The following is a 19320-nucleotide window of genomic DNA, read 5'->3' as shown; positions in this document are numbered from 1 at the left end:
GCGCGGCCGACCACTGACCGAGACCCTGTACGCCCATGCTCACGCTGCTGCACCTGCTATCGTCGATCGCCCTGCTGGTCTGGGGGACGCACATCGTGCGGACCGGGATCATGCGGGTGTACGGCTCGCACCTGCGGCGCCTGCTCAGCCACAGCATGGCCCACACGCCACTGGCGTTCGGCGCCGGTATCGGCGTCACCGCCCTGGTACAAAGCAGCAACGCCACTGCGCTGCTGACCTTTTCCTTCGTCGCCCAGGGCCTGATGGCGCTGCCCACCGCACTGGCGATCATGCTCGGCGCCGACGTCGGCACGGCATTGATGGCACGCGTGCTGACCCTGGATCTTTCCTGGCTCTCGCCGGTGCTGACGCTCGTCGGTGTCAGCCTGTTCCTGTCGCGCAAGCAGAGCCGCGTCGGTCAGCTCGGCAGGGTGATGATCGGGCTGGGCCTGATCATTCTGGCCCTGCAACTGATCGTCGCCGCCGCCGAACCGATCACCGAGGCACGCGGCATGCAGGTGCTGTTTGCCGAACTGGCTGGCGACACCCTGCTGGCCGTGGTGGTTGGCGCGCTGTTCGCGTTGCTGTCCTATTCCAGCCTGGCCGCCGTGCTGCTTACCGCCACGCTGGCCGGCGCCGGGCTGATCGGCATGCCGGTAGCGCTCGGCGTGGTGATCGGCGCCAACGTCGGCAGCGGCGTGCTGGCCTGGCTGAATGCCAGCCTGCAGCCTCCGCAGGCCCGCCGCGTGGCGCTCGGCAACCTGCTGTACAAGCTGGCCGGGCTGGCGGTGGTGCCGTTTCTCGATCCCCTGGTGGGCTGGATGGCGACCCTCGGCTTCAGCCTGCAGACCCAGGTGATCGCCTTTCACCTGTTCTACAACACGCTGCGCTGCCTGGTGCTGTTGCCCACGGTGCGACCGATGGCCCACCTGTGCGAGCAGCTGCTGCCGGACCGCCGCATCGAACAGGGCATCGCCCAGCCCCGGCACCTCGATCCCGCCGCACTGGAGACGCCAAGCCTGGCGTTGGCCAACGCGGTGCGGGAAACGCTGCGCATCGGCGACCTGGTGGAAAGCATGCTCGCCCGCCTGCTGGAAGTACTGCAAAGCGAGCACCCGCAGGCCGCCGAGGAGATCCGCCGGCTGGATGACGACGTCGATGCGCTGTACAGCGGGGTCAAGCTCTACCTGGCGCGCATGCCGCGCGAGGATCTGGCCGACCAGGAGAGCCGGCGTTGGGCGGAGATCATCGAACTGGCGATCAACCTCGAGCACGCCGGCGACATCATCGAGCACATGCTCGGCAAGGTGCAGACATTGAAAAAGACCCGCCGCATGAGCTTTTCCGAGAGCGGCCTGGAAGAACTCGGCCAGTTGCACGCGCTGCTCAGCGCCAACCTGAGCCTGGGGCTTTCGGTGTTTCTCTCCGGCGATCCGCACAGTGCGCGCCGCCTGCTGCGGCAGAAGCGCGACTTTCGCCAGCGTGAACGCGAGCTGGCCCACGCCCACGTTCACCGCCTGCATCAGCAGGTGCTGGAAAGCATCGAGACCAGCGCCGCCCACCTCGAACTCATCGCCGACATGAAGCGGCTCAATTCGCTGTTCTGCAGCCCCGCCTATGCCGCGCTGGAAGGTAAGGGCGCAACGCGTGAGCGCCTGCCGAGCGAGCCGGCGACGACGCTGCTACCCGCCGAGCGCCATCTGCCGGGGCGCCCGGTTTGACCGGCGTCCAACTGCAAGCGGCCGGGCATGAAAAACCCGGCCATGCGCGGGGCTTAGCCGGGTTCATCTAGCCGCGGGCAACCGCTCAGCGCGGCCGGCGGCGACGCTGCAGCCAGATCACCAGACCGAACAGCAACAGGCCGGGGATCCACATCCACTCCTTGGGCAGACGCTCCGTCGGCGCGCGTACGCGCAGGATCTCCTGATCAAACTCCAGCCCCGCCTCGGCCGCCGGGCTGCCGAAGGTGACGCTGTCGATCAGCACCTTGCCGTCTTGTTCGTAGGTCATCAGGCCGAGCTTCTCGAGCTTCTGCGCGCCGCTTTCGCCATCGGGAATGGCCAGCAGCAGGCTGAACTCCAGCGGGTCGCCCACCGCATCCTCACCGCGGATGCGCAGACGCAGCTGGCTGTCCGGGTCCACCCGGTCGAGTGCCTGGACCAGCTCGCTCGGCGGGATGTCGCGATAGGGGTCGTGCACCAGATCCATCCAGAACCCCGGACGGAACAGGGTGAAGGCCACCAGCAGCAGCAGCACGCTCTCGTACCAGCGGCTGCGCACCAGGAAGTAGCCCTGGGTGCCGGCGGCGAAGATCAGCATGGCGCCGGTGGCAACGATGAAGATCAGCACGCCGTGCCAGAAGTCGACGTCGATCAGCAGCAGGTCGGTGTTGAAGATGAACAGGAACGGCAACGCCGCGGTGCGCAGGCTGTAATAGAACGCCGTGACGCCGGTCTTGATCGGGTCGCCCTTGGACACCGCCGCGGCAGCGAACGAGGCCAGCCCGACCGGCGGCGTCACGTCGGCCATGATGCCGAAATAGAAGACGAACAGATGCACCGCGATCAGCGGCACGATAAGGCCGTTCTGCTGCCCGAGCGAAACCACCACCGGCGCCAGCAGGCTGGAGACCACGATGTAGTTCGCCGTGGTCGGCAGCCCCATGCCGAGGATCAGGCTGAAGACCGCGATGAGCAGCAGCATCAGCAGCAGGTTGCCCATCGACAGCAGCTCGACCAGATCGGCCAGCACCAGGCCGACGCCGGTCTGCGACACCGCGCCGACGATGATCCCGGCCGCCGCGGTGGCGATGCCGATACCGATCATGTTGCGCGCACCGGCGATCATGCCCTCGCGCAGGTCGATCAGCCCGTCCATGGCGGTGCCGTGGGTCGCCCCGCCGTCGCCACGCATCCAGGACAACAGCGGGCGCTGGGTGAGCAGGATGATCACCAGCATCACGGTGCCCCAGAACGCCGAGAGCCCGGGCGACAGTCGCTCGATCATCAGGCACCAGACCAGCACCACCACCGGCAGCACGAAATGCAGGCCCGAGAGCAGCACGGCACGGGTGTCGGGCAGTTCTTCCAGCGGTTTGTCCGGGTCTTCGCCAGGCAGCGGCGGGTTGCTCGCCGCCACCTTGAGCAAGCCCAGATAGACCAGCGCCAGCAACGCGCCGATGCCCGGCAGGGCAAAGTCGCCAAGCGCCGGTTTGAGCCAGCCAAGGCCGTAGTAGACCGCCAGCGAGAGGCCGCTGATCAGTGCCGCGCCAAAGGCGAAGCCGGTCAGCCGGCGCAGCCAGGGTTTGGGCTGGTGCGTGCCGATCGGCTGCATGTCCTGCTTCAGCGCTTCCAGATGCACGATATAGAGCAGCGCGATGTAGGAGATCGCCGCCGGCAGGAAGGCATGCTTGATGATCTCCACATAGGGCATGCCGATGTACTCGACCATGAGGAACGCCGCCGCGCCCATCACCGGCGGCATGATCTGGCCGTTGACCGAAGACGCGACCTCCACCGCCCCGGCCTTTTCCTTGGAGAAGCCGACCTTCTTCATCATCGGAATGGTGAAGGTCCCGGTGGTCACCACGTTGGCGATCGACGAGCCGGAGATCAGGCCGGTCATGCCCGAGGCGACCACCGCGGCCTTGGCCGGGCCGCCGCGCATGTGACCGAGCAGGCTGAACGCCAACTGGATGAAGTAGTGGCCGGCACCGGCGCGCTCGAGCAGCGCACCGAACAGCACGAAGAGAAACACGAAGCTGGTGGACACGCCCAGGGCGATGCCGAACACGCCCTCGGTGGTGATCCACTGGTGGTTGGCCATCGCCGTGAAGCTCACCCCGCGATGCGCCAGCAGCCCCGGCATCCAGGGGCCGGCCAGGCTGTAGACGATGAACACCAGCGCGATGATCGCCAACGGCGGGCCGAGCGCCCGGCGGGTCGCCTCGAGCAGCAGCGGAATGCCGATACAGGCCGTGACCAGGTCGGCGGTCGTCAGGTTGCCGGGGCGCTGCGCCAGTTGCTCGTAGAAGATGAACAGGTAGGCGGCACTGGCCGCCGCCACCAGGCCGAGCGCCACATCCAGCAAGGGCACGCGATCACGCGGCGAACGCTTGAAGGCCGGATAGGCGAGAAAGGCCAGCAGCAGGGCGAAGGCCAGGTGGATCGAGCGCGTCTCGGTATCGTTGAGCACGCCGATGCGGAAGATGAATGGCAGCGGCGAGGCGATCCACAGCTGGAACAGCGACCAGGCCAGGGCCAACCCGGCGATGGCCTTGGCCATGAAGCCTTCCGGCAAACGAGCACCGACGTCCTGAGCGATCAGTTCCTCGGTGGAAAGATGTTTGTCTTGCATCAAATGGGGCCTGTTTTTCAGGAATCGTTAACCCAAGAAACCCGTGGCCGACTCGGCACACGGGTTTCGGGTGAGGCATGAGACGCAGACGGGCCGCAGCCACGGCCCGCCGGCCGCCTTACAGCCAGCCACGCTCCTTGTAGTAGCGCTCGGCGCCTTCGTGCAGCGGCGCGGTCAGGCCGACCTTGATCATGTCCTCGGGCTTGAGGTCCTTGAACGCCGGGTGCAGACGCTGGAAGCGCTCGATGTTTTCGAACACCGACTTGACCAGCTGGTAGACGACGTCGGCATCGACCTTGGAGGTCGTCGACAGCACGGCCTTGCCGCCGATGGACTGCGTTGGCGAGTCATTGCCCTTGTACAGGCCGCCGGGAATCTCGGCCTTGGTGTAGTAGGTCTTTTCCTTGAGCAGCTTGTCGATTTCCGGACCGGTGATCGGTACCAGTACCGCATCGACGGTGGTGGTCGCTTCCTGGATCGCGCCGTTCGGATGACCGACGAAGTAGGTCATGGCGTCGATGTTGTTGTCGCTCAGGGCGCTGGCCTGCTCGGCCGGCTTGAGCTCGGCGGCCAGGGCGAAGGCCGACTTGTCCCAACCCTTGACCTGCATGATTTCTTCGAGGGTGTCGCGCTGGCCGGAACCGGGGTTGCCGATGTTGACGCGCTTGCCCTTCAGATCGTCGAGGCCCTTGATGTTGGCGTCGCGGCGCGCGAGTACGGTGAAGACCTCGCTCTGCAGCGAGAAGACCGCGCGAATGTCATCCATGGCGCCTTCCTTCTCGAACGGTGCCAGGCCCTTCATCGCCTTGTATTGGTGGTCGGACTGCATGATGCCGAAGTTGAACTCGCCGCTACGCAGACCGTTGACGTTGGCCACGCCACCGCCGCTGGCCGGGGCGTTGCACTTGATGTTCTCGGCGTTGCGGTTGACGAAACGACAGATCGACTGGCCAGCCACATAGTAGACGCCGGTCTGACCGCCGGTGCCGATGGTGACGAATCGCTCCTGGGCCTGAGCCAGGTTGCTCAGACCGGCACCCGCCAATGCAGCGGTGAAGATCCATGCCAAGGATTTGCCTTTCATGGATGCACTCCTTTTCTGGTTGTTTTCGGTTGATCCGGCATCCCTCGTGAGTCTGCGCGGAACAGGGAGTCTAGCAGGCGACCGAGCTGGCAACAGCCGAAACCGGCAAAGGCGCTCGCATGCCAGAAATAGACCGGCCATCGCGTTCAGGGTTGCGGCCTGCAAGACAGATTTATTGTACATACTTATAATTCTGTACAAGTTTGCTGTGCCAAGCAGGCAAATACCTCCAAGAAGGTACTCCCTAAGTACGCTTGTGATCGCGGATTCGCTGATATCAATATGAGATCAGCGTCACATTCTTTCCGTGGTGAGGAAGCCCGGAAAGCCTCGCGATACATGCGCGCCAACGGAGACCGTCCCCGGATGATCGACGTTGGCGCTTTTTTTTCTGGGTAGTTTTTCCCGTGGCGGTGCGCCTCGGGCCTGCAGGACCGTCCGAGACAGGGATTCTCACTGGAGTTGATCACGGCAAGGGCGACGCGCCATAGCGCATCGCAGCCAGACGTGCGTAGCGGTACAGAACAACAACTTCGGCTAGCTCGCGAGAATCCATCATGCGTATGAACCTGCCCGTCACTGGCCGCGAGGTCAATTACAGCGATAGCGCCAACATCCTCTCCACCACCGACCTCAACGGCGACATCACCTATGTGAACCCGGACTTCATCCGGATCAGCGGTTTCGACGAGCAGGAGTTGCTCGGCCAGCATCACAACGTGGTTCGCCACCCGGACATGCCGCCCGAGGCCTTCGCCGATCTGTGGTCCTGCGTGCGTGCCGGCCGCTCCTGGATGGGCATGGTCAAGAATCGCTGCAAGAACGGCGATCACTATTGGGTCAGTGCCTTCGTCACGCCGATCAGCCGGGACGGGCGAGTCGTCGAATATCAATCGGTACGCACCAAACCGCGGCCGGAACAGGTCGCTGCGGCAGAGCAGCTCTATGCACGCCTGCGCGACAAGCGGCCGCCCGCAGCGTTGCGTCGTCGGCCGCTGAGCGTCCGCGGCCGGGTGGCAGCGCTTGCCGGTGTCGCTGCCGCGGCCTGCGCCGGTATCGGTGGCGCCATCGCCGGCGTGTCGCCAGGCGCCGCGCTGCTGCTGGCCGCCTGCGCCGCGCTTGCCAGCGGCGGCCTGGCCTACGCGGCCCTGGCGCCCCTGCGGCAACTGGCCGAGCAGGCGCGCCGTCTCGGCGACAACCCGGTCGGCCAACTGGTCTATACCGGGCGACGCGACGAGTTCGGCGAGATCGGCTTCGCCATGCAGATGCTGGAAACCGAAGCCGGTGCGATGGTCGGCCGTATCGGTGATGCCTCACGCCAGTTGAACCGGCACGCGCATGAACTGCTGGCCGCCATGGACAGCAGCACCCGGAGCGCCTCGCGCCAGCAAAGCGAAACCGATCAGGTCGCCACGGCGATCAACCAGATGGCGGCCAGCGTGCAGGAGGTGGCCGCCAGTGCGCAGCGCACCGCCGAGGCAGCCAGCCGCGCCGATAGCGAAGCCGGCAGCGGCACCGAGGTAGTCAACCGCGCCGGCGCGAGCATCGGCCAGCTGGCCCGGGACATCCAGCAGGCCGGCGAGGTGATCCACCAGCTGGAGGCGCACAGCAACGACATCACCAAGGTGCTCGACGTGATCCGCGGTGTCGCCGAGCAGACCAACCTGCTGGCGCTCAACGCGGCCATCGAGGCGGCACGCGCCGGCGAGCAGGGCCGCGGCTTCGCCGTGGTCGCCGACGAGGTGCGCAGCCTGGCGTCGCGCACCCAACAGTCCACCCAGGAGATCAACGCGATGATCGCCGCGCTGCAGGACGGTGCACGCCAGGCCGTGCAGGTCATGCAGCACAGCCGCGAGCAGGCCGTGCAGAGCGTGCAGCAGGCCGAGCAGGCCGCCAGCTCCCTGCGCGACATCAACCTGCGGGTCAACGAGATCAGCGCGATGAGCATGCAAATTGCAGCGGCCGTGGAGGAGCAGAGCGCGGTCAGCGAAGACATCAACCAGAACGTCGCGAGCATCCGCAGCAGCTCGGATCATCACGTGGAAAACGGCCTGCGCAGCCGACAGAGCGCCAACGGCGTCGCGCAGCTGGCCGACAGCATGGAGATGCTGGTCCAGCAGTTCTGGACGCAGCGCCGCGGCCCGGCCAGCCGCTGAGGCATACCGCGGCCCATGAATCGGACACGGCATTGGGAGGCAGACTTGTTAGCGCATCAAGGTAAAGGCAAAATGCCATCAGTCTCGTGTACAGCGAGAACGGCTTTACCGCTCAGGGCAACCCGGACCTGAAAGCTAAGGCGCCATTCGTGTTGCTCCTCTGGAGCACCCACGACTGGCGCCTTTTTTGTTTTCAGGCCTGGCCGTACCTGCAGCGTCACAATCGCCATGCATCCTGACCGGGTAGCCAGAAGAAGACGCATGTTGACCGAAGAAACCTTGCGCACCGCATTGGAAGAGACCGTCCAGGTGCTCGAGCGCACACGCCGCTCATTCAAGTCACGTGAGCTGGGGCAGCTGCGCCGGCGCCTGATCGAGCTGCTCGAGCGGCTGGAGACCGACGAACCCGTCAAGGATAAAGACTGACCGCCACACCACGATCGACCATAACAACGAGGCGCGCCGGCTGATGCGCGCCCATTGCCTCGCGTATTCAGACCATTTACCAGGGACGTTCTGTCTATGCGCACCAACCATCCCGTCAGCGGCCGCGAAGTCGCCGTCGGCGAAACCGCCAACATCCTTTCCACCACCGACCTCAAGGGTACGATCACCTACGCCAACGCCGATTTCGTCGCGATCTCCGGTTTCAGCGAAGCCGAGCTGCTTGGCCAGCCGCACAACATCGTGCGTCATCCGGACATGCCGGAACCGGCCTTCGCCGATCTCTGGGCCACGCTGCGCAGCGGCAAATCCTGGATGGGCATCGTCAAGAACCGCTGCAAGAACGGCGACCACTACTGGGTCAGCGCCTTCGCCACGCCAGTCAGCCGCAACGGCGAGACCATCGAATACCAATCGGTCCGCACCCGGGCGCAACCGGAGCAGATCCGCAATGCCGAGGCGCTTTACGCCAAGCTGCATGGCGGCGGCCTGCCGGCGGCGCTACGGGCGCGTCGGCTCGGCTTGCGCGGCCGGTCCGCTCTGCTCGCCGGCGGTGGCGCCGCGCTGGGGGCCGGCGTCGGCCTGCTGCTGGCTGGCGCGCCGGCACTCGCCCTGGCCGTTGGCGTGGTGCTGGCCGGCGGCATGGCTGCGACGCTGGGCATGGTGGCCCTCAGGCCCTTGGCGCAGCTGGCCGAGCGGGCCCGCGCGATCGGCCACAACCCGGTCAGCCAGCTGATCTATACCGGGCGCGCCGATGAGATCGGCGAAATCGGCTTTGCCATCAGCATGCTCGAAGCCGAAGCCGGCGCCGTGGTCGGACGCATCGCCGACTCGAGCCGACAGCTCAGCCGGCACTCACGCGAGTTGTTGAGCGCGGTACAGAGCAGCTCGCAAAGCGCCTCGCGCCAGCAGAGTGAGACCGACCAGGTCGCCACGGCGATCAACCAGATGGCCGCGAGCATCCAGGAGGTCGCGGCGAATGCCCTGCGCACCGCAGAGGCGGCTACCCATGCGCATGGCGAGGCAGCCAGCGGCGAGCAGATCGTCAGCCTGACCGGCAGCAGCATTCTGCGCCTGGCCGAGGAGATCCAGCGGGCCGCCGAAGTGATCCACCAGCTGGAAACGCACAGCCAGGAGATCAGCCGGGTCCTCGAGGTCATTCACAGCATTGCCGAGCAGACCAACCTGCTTGCGCTCAACGCCGCCATCGAAGCGGCGCGCGCCGGTGACCAGGGCCGCGGCTTCGCGGTGGTCGCCGACGAGGTGCGCAGCCTGGCCCTGCGGACCTCGTCGGCGACTGCGGAAATCCAGCGCACCATCGCCACCCTGCAGGACGGCACCCGCCAGGCCGTGCAGGTGATGCAACACAGCCGCGAGGAGGCACAGCGCAGCGTCGCACATGCCGGCGAGGCCGAGCGCTCGCTCAACGGCATCAACAGCCGGGTCAACGAGATCAGCGAGATGAGCAGCCAGATCGCCGCGGCGGTGGATCAGCAAAGTGCCGTGAGCGAGGAGATCAATCGCAACATCGTGAGCATCCGGGTCGGCTCCGACGACCACGTGACCAGCGGCCTGCAGAGCCAGGAAAGCGCTTCGGGCGTGGCGCGGCTGGCCGAAGGCATGCAGGAGCTGGTTCAGCAGTTCTGGGGCCGCCGGCGCGGCTGAGCACGCGGCCTCAACGCTCGTTGCCGGGAAAACGCACCTGCACCAGCAGACCGCCGAGCGCGCCCTCGCCGAGCTCGATGCCGGCCCGGTGGGCACGGACGATCTCGCCGACGATGGCCAGCCCGAGGCCCGCGCCGTGGCCGCCGGTGTCACGGCGGTAGAAGCGGGCGAACACGCGATCGCGCTCGGCGACGGGGATGCCCGGGCCGTCGTCCTCGACCTCCAGCACGGCGCCGTCGAACACCCGCAGCACCACGTTGCCGCCCTCGCCGGTATGCGCCAGCGCGTTTTCCAGCAGGTTGCTCAGCAGTTCGCTGATCAGCGTCGGCTCGCCGTCGATCCACACCGGCGCCTCGGCCTCCAGCGCCAGGGCGACGCCGCGCTTGTGCGCCAGCGCGGCCATCGCCAGGCCCAGCTCGCGGGCCAGCTGCGACAGGTCCAGGCGCTGCGCGCCGCCCTCGGCGATCGACTGCGCACCGCTTTCGATACGCGCCAGCGAAAGCAGCTGGTTGGCCAGATGAATGACCTTGTTGGTGCTCTGTCCGGCGTCTTCCAGGGTGCTGCGCCACGCCGCGGGCTCGGCTTCGCGCAGACCAAGTTCGATGCGCGCCTTGAGCGCCGCCAGCGGCGTGCGCAGCTCGTGTGAGGCATCGGCGATGAAGCGCGCCTGGCGCTCGAACTGCCCACGCAGGCGCTCGGTGAAGCCGTTGAGCGCGACGACCAGCGGCTTCAGCTCGCGCTGCACATCGACCAACGGCAACGGCCTGAGGTCGTCCGGGGCGCGTTCCTGCACGGCCTCGCTGAGCCGGGCCAACGGGCGCAACGCCGCGCTGACGGCCAGCCAGACCAGCACCAGCGCGGCAAGCGCCAGCAAGCCCAGGCGCCACAGCGTGTCGCTCAACAGGCTGCGCGCCATGCGCTCGCGCGCGCCGAGCGTCTCGGCCACGCGAATCTCGGCGATGCCGTTGAGCTCGGGTTCGCTGACCGGCTGCAGCAAGCTCACCAGGCGCACGCCCTGGCCCTGGAACTCGCCGTCGTAGAAGCGCGCCAGCGCCGGGTAGTCGTCGGTGCGACGGACCTCGGCACTCGGTGCGGGCAACTGTTCGTAGCCGCTGACCAGGCGCCCCTCGGTGTCCAGCACCTGGTAGTAGATGCGCCCGGCACTGTCGTAGGCGAAGGTGTCCAGCGCCACATAGGGCACGTTGGCGCGCAGCCTGCCGTCGCTGGTCACCAGCCCCTCGGCGATCGCCCGGGCCGAGGCCAGCAGGGTGCGGTCGTAGGCGGTATCGGCGGCGGCGCGGCCGTTCCAGTAGGCACTCCAGGCCCCGTACAGCAGCAGCGGCGTGAGCAGGATCGCCAGCCGCAGCAGCAGCCGCGCACGCAGGCTGCCGGCCGCCCCGCGCTCAGCCATCGAGCGCCTCGAGCATATAGCCCAGCCCGCGGAAGGTGACGATGCGTACCGGCTGGCCCTCGAGCTTCTTGCGCAGGCGGTGGATGTAGATCTCGATGGCGTCGGCGCTAGCCTCCTCGTCGAGGCCGAATACCTGGGCGGCCAGCTGATCCTTGCTCATCACCCGACCGGGGCGGGCGATCAGCGCTTCCAGCACGCCCTGCTCGCGGGAGGTCAGCGTCAGTGGCTCGTCGGCCAGGCTGAAGCGCCGCGCATCCAGGTCGTAGACCAGCGCGCCGCAACGCTGCTGGCGTTCGCCGCCGCCGACGCTGCGGCGCAGCAGCGCCTTGACCCGCGCTTCCAGCTCAGACAATTCGAACGGCTTGGCCAGGTAATCGTCGGCACCGAGGTTGAGCCCGTGCACGCGATCGCTGACCTCGCCGCGTGCGGTGAGCATCAGTACCGGCAGCGTCTTGCCACGCTCGCGCAGGCGCGCCAGCACCTGAAAGCCGTCGAGCCGTGGCAGGCCGACATCGAGAATCGCCAGCGCATAGTCTTCGCTGGCCAGCGCCAGGTCGGCGGCGACGCCGTCGTCGAGCAGGTCCACGGTCCAGCCGGCGGCGCGCAGGGCCTGGGCCACGCTTTCGGCCAGTGGCGGGTGGTCCTCGACCAAGAGAATGCGCATCTGCCTGCCCTCTGCGATTGCCAACGGAGCGCCAGTGTAGCGGCAGAAATCACCCGACGGCGCGCTGAAAGGCTGGCGAAAGCTTGGCCGCCTAGGATCGCTCGCAGGTGGCTCGACCCACCCCGCGCGGCGCCTGCGCCGCTACAACAAAAACAACAGTGGAGAAAACCGATGCTGACAGCCGTCAGACGTTCCCCCGTCCCTGCCCGCCTCGCCCTTGCCGTGGCCGCCGCCTCGCTGGCGCCCCTTGCCCAGGCCGCATTCATCGAAGACAGCAGCGCGACCCTGCAGACCCACAACATCTACCTGAACCGCGATTTCCGCGAAGGCAGCGGCCAGTCCAAGCGCGAAGAGTGGACCCAGGGTTTCATCCTCGACGTTCAGTCGGGCTTTACCGAAGGCACCGTCGGCGTCGGCCTCGATGCCCTGGGCATGCTCGGCGTCAAGCTGGATTCCGGTGGCGGTCGCGCCGGCACCGACCTCTTGCCGGTACAGGACGACGGCGGCACGCCGGACGAGTTCAGCCGCCTGGGCCTGACCGCCAAGGCCAGGATCGGCGAGACCGAGCTGCGCTACGGCTCGCACATTCCCGAGACGCCGGTGGTCAAGGCCAGCGACAGCCGTACGCTGCCGCAGGTGTTCGAAGGTGCCACCGTCACCTCCACCGATATCGACGGCCTGATCCTGACCGGTGGGCGCCTGGACAAGGTGATCGACCGCTCCTCGACCAATTCCCAGGACCTGCAGCTGAACAACAAGAACAGCCGCTTCGCCAGCGCCGCCGAGGCCGATCACCTGAGCTACGCCGGCGCCGAGTACGCCTTCAACAAGAACCTCACCGGGCGCTACTACTATGGCGAGCTGGATGACATCTATCGCCAGCACTTCTTCGGCCTGCTGGCGGTCAAGCCGCTGAGCGACAACTCCGCGTTGAGCGCCGACCTGCGCGTGATGCTCAGCGACGACAGCGGCGCGGCGAATGCCGGCAAGATCGATAACCAGGCCTGGAACGGCATGCTCGGCTACAGCCTCGGCGGGCACAAGTTCAGCCTCGGCTACCAGCAGATGCGCGGCGACACCGGCTACGCCTACATCGATGGCGGCGACCCCTTCCTGGTCAACTTCGTGCAGATCAACGACTTCGCCAACGCCGACGAGCGCTCCTGGCAGGCCCGCTACGACTACAACTTCGCCGCTGTCGGCATCCCCGGGCTGACCTTCCTGACTCGCTATATCTCCGGTGACAACGCCGAGTACTCAGGCGGCAACAACGGCAGCGAGTGGGAACGCGACTTCGAGTTCAAGTACGTGGTGCAGAGCGGCCCGCTGAAGAACGTCGCGCTGCGCTGGCGCAACGCGATGTTCCGCTCCGACTTCGCCCGCGACGCCGACGAGAACCGTCTGATCGTCAGCTACAGCCTGCCGATCTGGTAAACAGAACAAGAAGAGGACCTTTCGATGAAAACCCGACTCAGCCGTTTTGCCCTGCTGTCGTCCTGCCTGCTGCTCTCCAGCCAGCTCTTGGCCGAACCCAAGCGCCCCGAGTGCATCGCCCCGGCCAAGCCCGGCGGCGGTTTCGACCTGACCTGCAAGCTGGCCCAGAGCGGCCTGAAGGACAGCGGCCTGCTCGAAGCGCCGATGCGCGTCACCTACATGCCCGGCGGCGTCGGCGCGGTGGCCTACAACGCAGTGGTCGCCCAGCGCGCGGACGAACCTGGCACCATCACCGCCTTCTCCAGCGGTTCGCTGCTCAACCTCGCGCAGGGCAAGTTCGGTCGTTACGACGAGAACGCCGTTCGCTGGCTGGCGGCGGTCGGCACCGACTACGGCGCCATCTCGGTGCGTGCCGACGCGCCTTACAAGAACCTCGACGAGCTGATTGCCGCCGTGAAGAAGGACCCGGGCAGCGTGGTGTTCGGCGCCGGCGCCACCATCGGCGGCCAGGACTGGATGCAGACCGCGCTGATCGCCCGCGCTGCCGGGGTCGATCCGAAGAAGCTGCGCTACGTCGCCTTCGAGGGCGGCGGCGAAACGCTCACCGCCATGCTCGGCGGCCATGTGCAGGTCACCAGCAGCGGCCTCGGCGAAGTCACCCCGCAGCTCGACGCCGGCAAGATCCGCATCCTTGCCGTGCTCGCCGACGAGCGTCTACCGGGCAAGCTCGCCGACATCCCCACTGCCAGGGAACAGGGCTACGACATCAGCTGGCCGGTAATCCGCGGCTTCTACATGGGGCCGGAAGTCCCTGACGAGGACTTCAACTGGTGGAAGACCCAGTTCGACACCCTGCTCGCCGACGAGGACTTTGCCAAGCTGCGCGAACAGCGGGACCTGTTCCCGCTGTCGATGACCGGCGACGAGCTGGAAGCCTTCGTCCAGAAGCAGGTGCAGGACTACAAGGCGCTGGCCGGCGAGTTCGGCCTGGTCAAGTAATGCGAACCGGCCCGCGTTCGCGGGCCGCACGGCGGGCCCGGCAGTTGCCGGGTCGCCGAATCCCTGAGGTATCCCGTCATGTACGTACGTGTCTTCGCCGCGGCGTGGCTGCTCGCCTGCGCCGGCCTCGCCCTGCTCGCCTGGGGCTTCGAGGCGCCCTTTGCCTATGACCCGGTCGGGCCGCGCGCCTACCCGCTGCTGCTGTTGCTGATGGCCTGTGGTGCGGCGTGGCTGCTGTTCAAGCCGCACGGTGAGCCGACACCGCCATTCGATCGGCCCAAGGCGCAGCGCGCCGTGCTGTGCGTGCTGGCCCTGCTGGCCTACGCGCTGCTGTTCGAAACCCTGGGTTTCGTCATCAGCACCGCCCTGGCCGGTTTTGCCCTCGGCCTGCTGTTCAACGGTCGCCTGTGGCCCAGCGTGATCAGCGGTACGCTGCTTGGCGTGCTGCTCTACGGGCTGTTCGATTACCTGCTGGACGTGCCGCTGCCGCTCGGCCTGCTGCGTCTGCTGGAGAGCTGATATGGAAACTTTGAATTTCTTGCTGCAGGGCTTCGACGTCGCCACCCGGCCGACCAACCTGCTGGTGGCGCTGTTCGGCGCCTTCGTCGGCACCGTGGTCGGCCTCTTGCCGGGGCTCGGCCCGATCAACGGCGTGGCGCTCTTGCTGCCCTTGGCCTTCGCCCTCGGCCTGCCGCCGGAGACCGCGCTGATCCTGCTCGCCGCGGTGTACCTGGGCTGCGAGTACGGCGGACGCATCTCGGCGATCCTGCTCAACGTGCCGGGTGATGCCGCCGCGGTGATGACCACCCTCGACGGCTACCCGTTGGCACGCCAGGGCAAGGCCGGCATCGCCCTGTCGCTTTCCGCGGTCAGCTCCTTTATCGGCAGCACCATCGCCACCTGCGGGGTGGTGCTGTTCGCCCCGCTGCTGGCCAAGTGGGCGGTGGCCTTCGGCCCGGCGGAATACTTCGTGCTGATGATCTTCGCCATCGCCTGCCTCGGCGGCATGGTCGGCGACAAGCCGGTGAAGACGTTGATGGCCGCGCTGATGGGCCTGGCCCTGGCCACCGTCGGTGTCGATTCCACTACCGGCGTCTACCGCTTCACCTTCGGCAGCGTCAGCCTGTCCGACGGCATCCAGTTCGTCATCGTGGTGATCGGCTTCTTCAGCGTCAGCGAGATCCTCCTGATGCTGGAAAAAACCCACAGCGGGCAGCAGGCGGTGAAGGCCAGCGGCCGGCTGCTGTTCAACTTCAAGGAGTTCTGCCTGACCTTCTTCACCATGGTGCGCAGCGCCGTGGCTGGCTTCGTCATCGGCACCCTGCCGGGCGCCGGGGCGACCATCGCCAGCGCCATGACCTACATGAGCGAGAAGCGCATGGCCGGCGACAAGGGCCGCTTCGGCGATGGCGACCTGCGCGGTCTGGCCGCGCCGGAAGCGGCCAACAACGCTTCGGCCTGTGGCTCGCTGATTCCCATGCTGACCCTCGGCGTACCGGGTTCGGGCACCACGGCGGTGATGATCGGTGCGCTGACGCTGTACAACATCACCCCCGGCCCGCTGCTGTTCGAACAGCAGCCGGACGTGGTCTGGGGTCTGATCGCCTCGCTGTTCATCGGCAACGTGATCCTGCTGGTGATGAACATCCCGCTGGTCGGCCTGTTCTCGCGCATGCTCGCCGTGCCGAACTGGGTGCTGGTGCCGGCGATCACCGTGATCAGCATGGTCGGTGTGTATTCGGTGCACAGCACTACGTTCGACCTAGTACTGATGGTCGGCCTCGGCGTGTTCGGCTACCTGTTGCGCAAGCTGGACTTCCCGCTGTCGGCGCTGATTCTCGGCTTCGTGCTCGGCGAGATGATGGAAGACAACCTGCGCCGCGCATTGTCGATCTCCAACGGTGAGCTGGGCATTCTCTGGGGCAGCCCGATCACCCTGGCGCTGTGGGCGCTGACCGTGGCGATGCTGGCCATGCCGGGGCTGCGCTGGTACCTCAAGCGCCGTCGCGGCAACGTGGTCGAGGCACAGGCCTGACATGCGCCAGCGGCTGCCGGCCTGGTGGGCGACACCACTGATCGGCGCGGTCGGCGGCTGGCTGGCGAGTCTGGCCAACTGGCCACTGCCCTGGATGGTCGGCTCGCTGCTGGCGGTGATCGCGGTGCGCTGCAGCGGCTGGCTGGTGAGTGAGATGCCGCGCGGCCGTCAGGCCGGGCAGTGGATCGTTGCCAGCGCCATCGGCCTGCACTTCACCGGCGAGGTGATGCGCGAGGTGCTGGTGCACTTTGGCGTGATCCTCGCCGGCGCGCTCGGTACCCTGGCGTTGAGCCTGATCGGCATGGCCATCCTCTCGCGCGGCGGCTGCGACCGGGCCACCGCCTACTTCGCCAGCATGCCGGGCGGCGCCAGCGAGATGGTCAACCTGGCCAGCCGCCACGCCGCCCACCCCGGCCGCGTCGCCGCCGCGCACAGCCTGCGCATGCTGCTGGTGGTGCTGCTGATCCCGGCGTTCTTCACCTGGAGCCTGCCGCCGATCCAGGCACCGGCACCGCTACCGGTCGACGGCTTCTGGCTGGCCGTGCTGCTACCGGCCGGCGGTCTGCTGGCCCTGCTCTGGCGCCGGCTCGGCCAGCCCAATCCCTGGATGCTCGGCCCGCTGACCGTCTGCGCGCTGGCCAGCGCCGGGTTCGATCTGCACATCGGCTTGCCGGACGGGTTCGGCCAGGTCGGCCAGTGGCTGATCGGCTCGTCGCTGGCCTGCCACTTCGACCGGGCTTTCTTTCGCAGCGCACCGGCCTTTCTGCTGCGGGTGCTGCTGTTCACCCTCTCGGCCATGCTGGTCGCCGCCGCGCTGGCAGCCGGGCTGGGTTGGCTGACGGCACTGGACCAGACCTCACTGATGCTGGGGATGATGCCCGGCGGCATCACCGAGCTGTGCCTGACCGCCGAGGCGCTGCAGCTGTCGGTGGCGCTGGTGACGGCGGTGCAGGTGCTCAGGTTGTTTCTGGTGATGTTTCTCGCCGAGCCGGTGTTTCGGCTCTGGCAACGAGCCACGCTTTAGCCCGCCGCCCGGCGGGCTCTTTTTTTGTGGCAGCCGCAGGGACAAGGCTTCGTATAGGGTTCGATCGCCGAGGCCATCCAGCGGCAGAGCCGCGCACGTTGCTCTGCACGTTCGAAGAGAAAGTGACCCGGCCCACCAGGCGGCTCGTTGAACGGCAGGACGATGCAGCTCACGGTGGATGGCTTCGACCATCCACCCTACGAGCACACCAAGCCGCAGCCAGCGTCAACCAAAGAACCAATAACAAACACCAATCGCCGCGATCACCCCGGCGAGGTCCGCCAGCAGCGCACAGCCCACCGCATGCCGTGCCCGCTGGATGCCGACGGCGCCGAAATACACCGCCAGCACATAGAAGGTCGTCTCGGTACTGCCCTGCAGCGTCGCGGCGACCAACGCGGGAAAGCTGTCGACGCCATGGTTCTGCATGGTTTCGATCAGCATCGCCCGTGCCGCCGAACCGGAGAACGGCTTGACCAGCGCGGTGGGCAAGGCATCGACGAAGCGGGTGTCCCAGCCGAACGCCTCGACCAGCCAGCGGATGCCGTCCAGGCCGAACTCCAGCGCACCGGAGGCGCGCAGGGCACCGACCGCCACCAGCATCGCCACCAGGTAGGGCAACAGGCTCTTGGCCACGTCGAAGCCTTCCTTGGCGCCTTCGACGAAGCTTTCGTAGACCGGCACCTTGCGCAGCGCGCCGACCATCACGAAGACGATGATCAGGCCGAACAGCGTGAGGTTGCCGAGCAGCGAGGACAACGACGCCAACGCGGTCGCCGAGAGCCCGGCGAGCAGCGCCATGAAGCCACCGAGCAACAGCGCCCCGGGCACCAGGTAGGCCAGCACCACCGGGTCCCAGAGGCGCAGGCGCTGCATTACGGCCACCGACAGCAGGCCGGCCAGCGTCGAGGCGCTGGTCGCCAGCAGGATCGGCAGGAACACCAGGGTCGGATCATCGGCGCCCTGCTGCACGCGGTACATGAAGATCGACACCGGCAGCAGGGTCAGCGAAGAGGCGTTGAGCACCAGAAACAGGATCTGGGCGTTGCTCGCAGTGCTTTCCGACGGGTTGAGCGTCTGCAGGGCGCGCATGGCCTTGAGCCCGATCGGCGTGGCGGCGTTGTCCAGGCCGAGGCCGTTGGCGGCGAAGTTGAGGGTGATCAGGCCCAGCGCCGGATGGCCCGGCGGCACCTCCGGCATCAGCCGACGAAACAGCGGGCCGAGCAGCCGCGCCAGGGCTTCGACCAGGCCGGCCTTCTCGGCGATACGCAGGAACCCCAGCCACAGCGTCAGGGTGCCGAACAGCAGGATCATCACTTCCACGGCCAGCTTGGCCATGGCGAACAGGCTTTCGACGAGGGCGGCAAAGACGCCGGGATCGCCGCCCACCAGCCAGCGCGCCAGCGCAGCCAAGGCGGCAACGATGAAGAATCCCAGCCAGAGGCCGTTGAGCATGACGTTCTCCTTTGCGAGTGCCGGCGATGATAGCGGCCCGCAAGGAGGAATGATGACGGTGATGCGAAGAAAGGGACTGGCTGCGCGCCGGAGCGGTCGTTCAAGCCGCTCCGGCGGCAGCGCCTGCCGAACCTGGTCCGTTACCGGAGGCACCCCCTGTACCCCTAGATCGCTCCGCCAGGCAGAGCAACCCGACCCCCTGGTTCATCCCGTACGGGATCTGTCCCTGTGAGCAACCCGGTCAGGGGAAGCTCCTCTGTCGAAGGATGCGGCTGCATCCTTCGGAAAGACTGGCATCCTATGCCGCTGCAGCTCCCTGGCCCGAGCCGCCCGAAGGCGGCTCATACGCGTGGTCAGACTCGCGGCCCGCGACCCCGTCCGAAGATCAGCGAAGCGACGAACAGCACCAGGAAAACCACGAACAGGATCTTGGCGATACCCGTTGCGGTGCCGGCGATACCACCGAAGCCCAATACCGCGGCGATGATGGCGATGATCAGGAAGGTAATGGCCCAACTCAGCATGGCGTGACTCCTCTTGCTACGGAACTGATTGCGAACTGCTCGCCGATCGTCCTTGGCCGTGCTTCATCC

15 protein-coding genes are annotated in these 19320 nt (G+C 66.9%); 9 read left to right on the top strand and 6 right to left on the bottom strand.

Annotated elements, in window-relative coordinates; genetic code table 11:
• Nucleotides 1-35 precede the first annotated feature (35 nt).
• On the top strand, nt 36-1721 hold the full coding sequence (locus CL52_RS01370) for a Na/Pi cotransporter family protein (protein WP_043217957.1): 1686 nt from the start codon (nt 36-38) through the stop codon (nt 1719-1721).
• Between the two features lie 85 nt (nt 1722-1806).
• On the opposite strand, the gene CL52_RS01365 is transcribed toward CL52_RS01370, so the two are convergent.
• Entirely contained in the window at nt 1807-4356 is a 2550-nt protein-coding gene (locus CL52_RS01365; protein ID WP_041108684.1) for a TRAP transporter permease, read from the bottom strand.
• Nucleotides 4357-4474: 118 nt separating this feature from the next.
• The gene (locus CL52_RS01360) at nt 4475-5440 is read right to left on the bottom strand and encodes a TAXI family TRAP transporter solute-binding subunit (protein ID WP_041108682.1); all 966 of its coding nucleotides are present in this window, start codon (nt 5438-5440) and stop codon (nt 4475-4477) included.
• A gap of 557 nt (nt 5441-5997) precedes the next feature.
• On the opposite strand from CL52_RS01360, the gene CL52_RS01355 reads away from it, so the two are divergent.
• The 3 genes from CL52_RS01355 to CL52_RS01350 all read left to right on the top strand — a co-directional run bounded on the left by CL52_RS01355 (nt 5998) and on the right by CL52_RS01350 (nt 9705).
• Nucleotides 5998-7596 carry a methyl-accepting chemotaxis protein gene (locus CL52_RS01355; protein ID WP_043217955.1) on the top strand — a complete coding sequence of 533 codons (1599 nt, stop codon included), beginning with the start codon at nt 5998-6000 and terminating at the stop codon, nt 7594-7596.
• A 261-nt stretch (nt 7597-7857) separates the two neighbouring features.
• On the top strand, nt 7858-8022 hold the full coding sequence (locus CL52_RS21285; RefSeq protein ID WP_165562248.1) for a hypothetical protein: 165 nt from the start codon (nt 7858-7860) through the stop codon (nt 8020-8022).
• Nucleotides 8023-8118: 96 nt separating this feature from the next.
• Nucleotides 8119-9705, top strand: a complete 1587-nt coding sequence (locus tag CL52_RS01350) for a methyl-accepting chemotaxis protein (protein ID WP_043217954.1) — start codon at nt 8119-8121, stop codon at nt 9703-9705.
• 10 nt (nt 9706-9715) lie between these two features.
• Here CL52_RS01350 and tctE read toward each other — a convergent pair whose 3' ends face one another.
• Nucleotides 9716-11116, bottom strand: coding sequence for a sensor histidine kinase (gene tctE / locus CL52_RS01345; RefSeq protein WP_043217953.1), 1401 nt, complete (start codon nt 11114-11116; stop codon nt 9716-9718).
• Nucleotides 11109-11780 (bottom strand): response regulator, encoded by a 672-nt coding sequence (tctD, locus tag CL52_RS01340; protein WP_043217952.1) that lies wholly within the window; start codon nt 11778-11780, stop codon nt 11109-11111. The genes tctE and tctD overlap by 8 nt, the downstream gene beginning before the upstream one ends.
• 171 nt (nt 11781-11951) lie before the next feature.
• Here tctD and CL52_RS01335 point away from each other — a divergent pair, with 171 nt between their 5' ends.
• From CL52_RS01335 to CL52_RS01315, 5 genes are all read left to right on the top strand, one after another.
• Nucleotides 11952-13214: an OprD family porin gene (locus CL52_RS01335; RefSeq protein ID WP_043217950.1), complete on the top strand. Its 1263-nt coding sequence runs from the start codon at nt 11952-11954 to the stop codon at nt 13212-13214.
• A 24-nt stretch (nt 13215-13238) separates the two neighbouring features.
• Nucleotides 13239-14213 (top strand): tripartite tricarboxylate transporter substrate binding protein, encoded by a 975-nt coding sequence (locus CL52_RS01330; RefSeq protein WP_043217949.1) that lies wholly within the window; start codon nt 13239-13241, stop codon nt 14211-14213.
• 78 nt (nt 14214-14291) lie between these two features.
• Nucleotides 14292-14732 (top strand): tripartite tricarboxylate transporter TctB family protein, encoded by a 441-nt coding sequence (locus tag CL52_RS01325; RefSeq protein ID WP_043217948.1) that lies wholly within the window; start codon nt 14292-14294, stop codon nt 14730-14732.
• 1 nt (nt 14733) lies between these two features.
• A complete protein-coding gene (locus CL52_RS01320; protein ID WP_043217946.1) occupies nt 14734-16248 on the top strand; it encodes a tripartite tricarboxylate transporter permease in 1515 nt (504 codons plus the stop codon).
• Between the two features lies 1 nt (nt 16249).
• On the top strand, nt 16250-17272 hold the full coding sequence (locus CL52_RS01315) for an AbrB family transcriptional regulator (RefSeq protein ID WP_043217945.1): 1023 nt from the start codon (nt 16250-16252) through the stop codon (nt 17270-17272).
• 225 nt (nt 17273-17497) lie between these two features.
• Here CL52_RS01315 and CL52_RS01310 read toward each other — a convergent pair whose 3' ends face one another.
• Both CL52_RS01310 and CL52_RS20440 read right to left on the bottom strand, forming a co-directional pair.
• Nucleotides 17498-18727, bottom strand: a complete 1230-nt coding sequence (locus CL52_RS01310; protein WP_043217943.1) for a nucleoside recognition domain-containing protein — start codon at nt 18725-18727, stop codon at nt 17498-17500.
• A 353-nt stretch (nt 18728-19080) separates the two neighbouring features.
• Nucleotides 19081-19251, bottom strand: a complete 171-nt coding sequence (locus tag CL52_RS20440) for a DUF1328 domain-containing protein (protein ID WP_003282841.1) — start codon at nt 19249-19251, stop codon at nt 19081-19083.
• Nucleotides 19252-19320 lie beyond the last annotated feature (69 nt).

Source organism: Stutzerimonas balearica DSM 6083 (assembly GCF_000818015.1).
Taxonomy (GTDB): domain Bacteria; phylum Pseudomonadota; class Gammaproteobacteria; order Pseudomonadales; family Pseudomonadaceae; genus Stutzerimonas; species Stutzerimonas balearica.
This window is presented reverse-complemented; position numbering and strand designations above follow the sequence as displayed.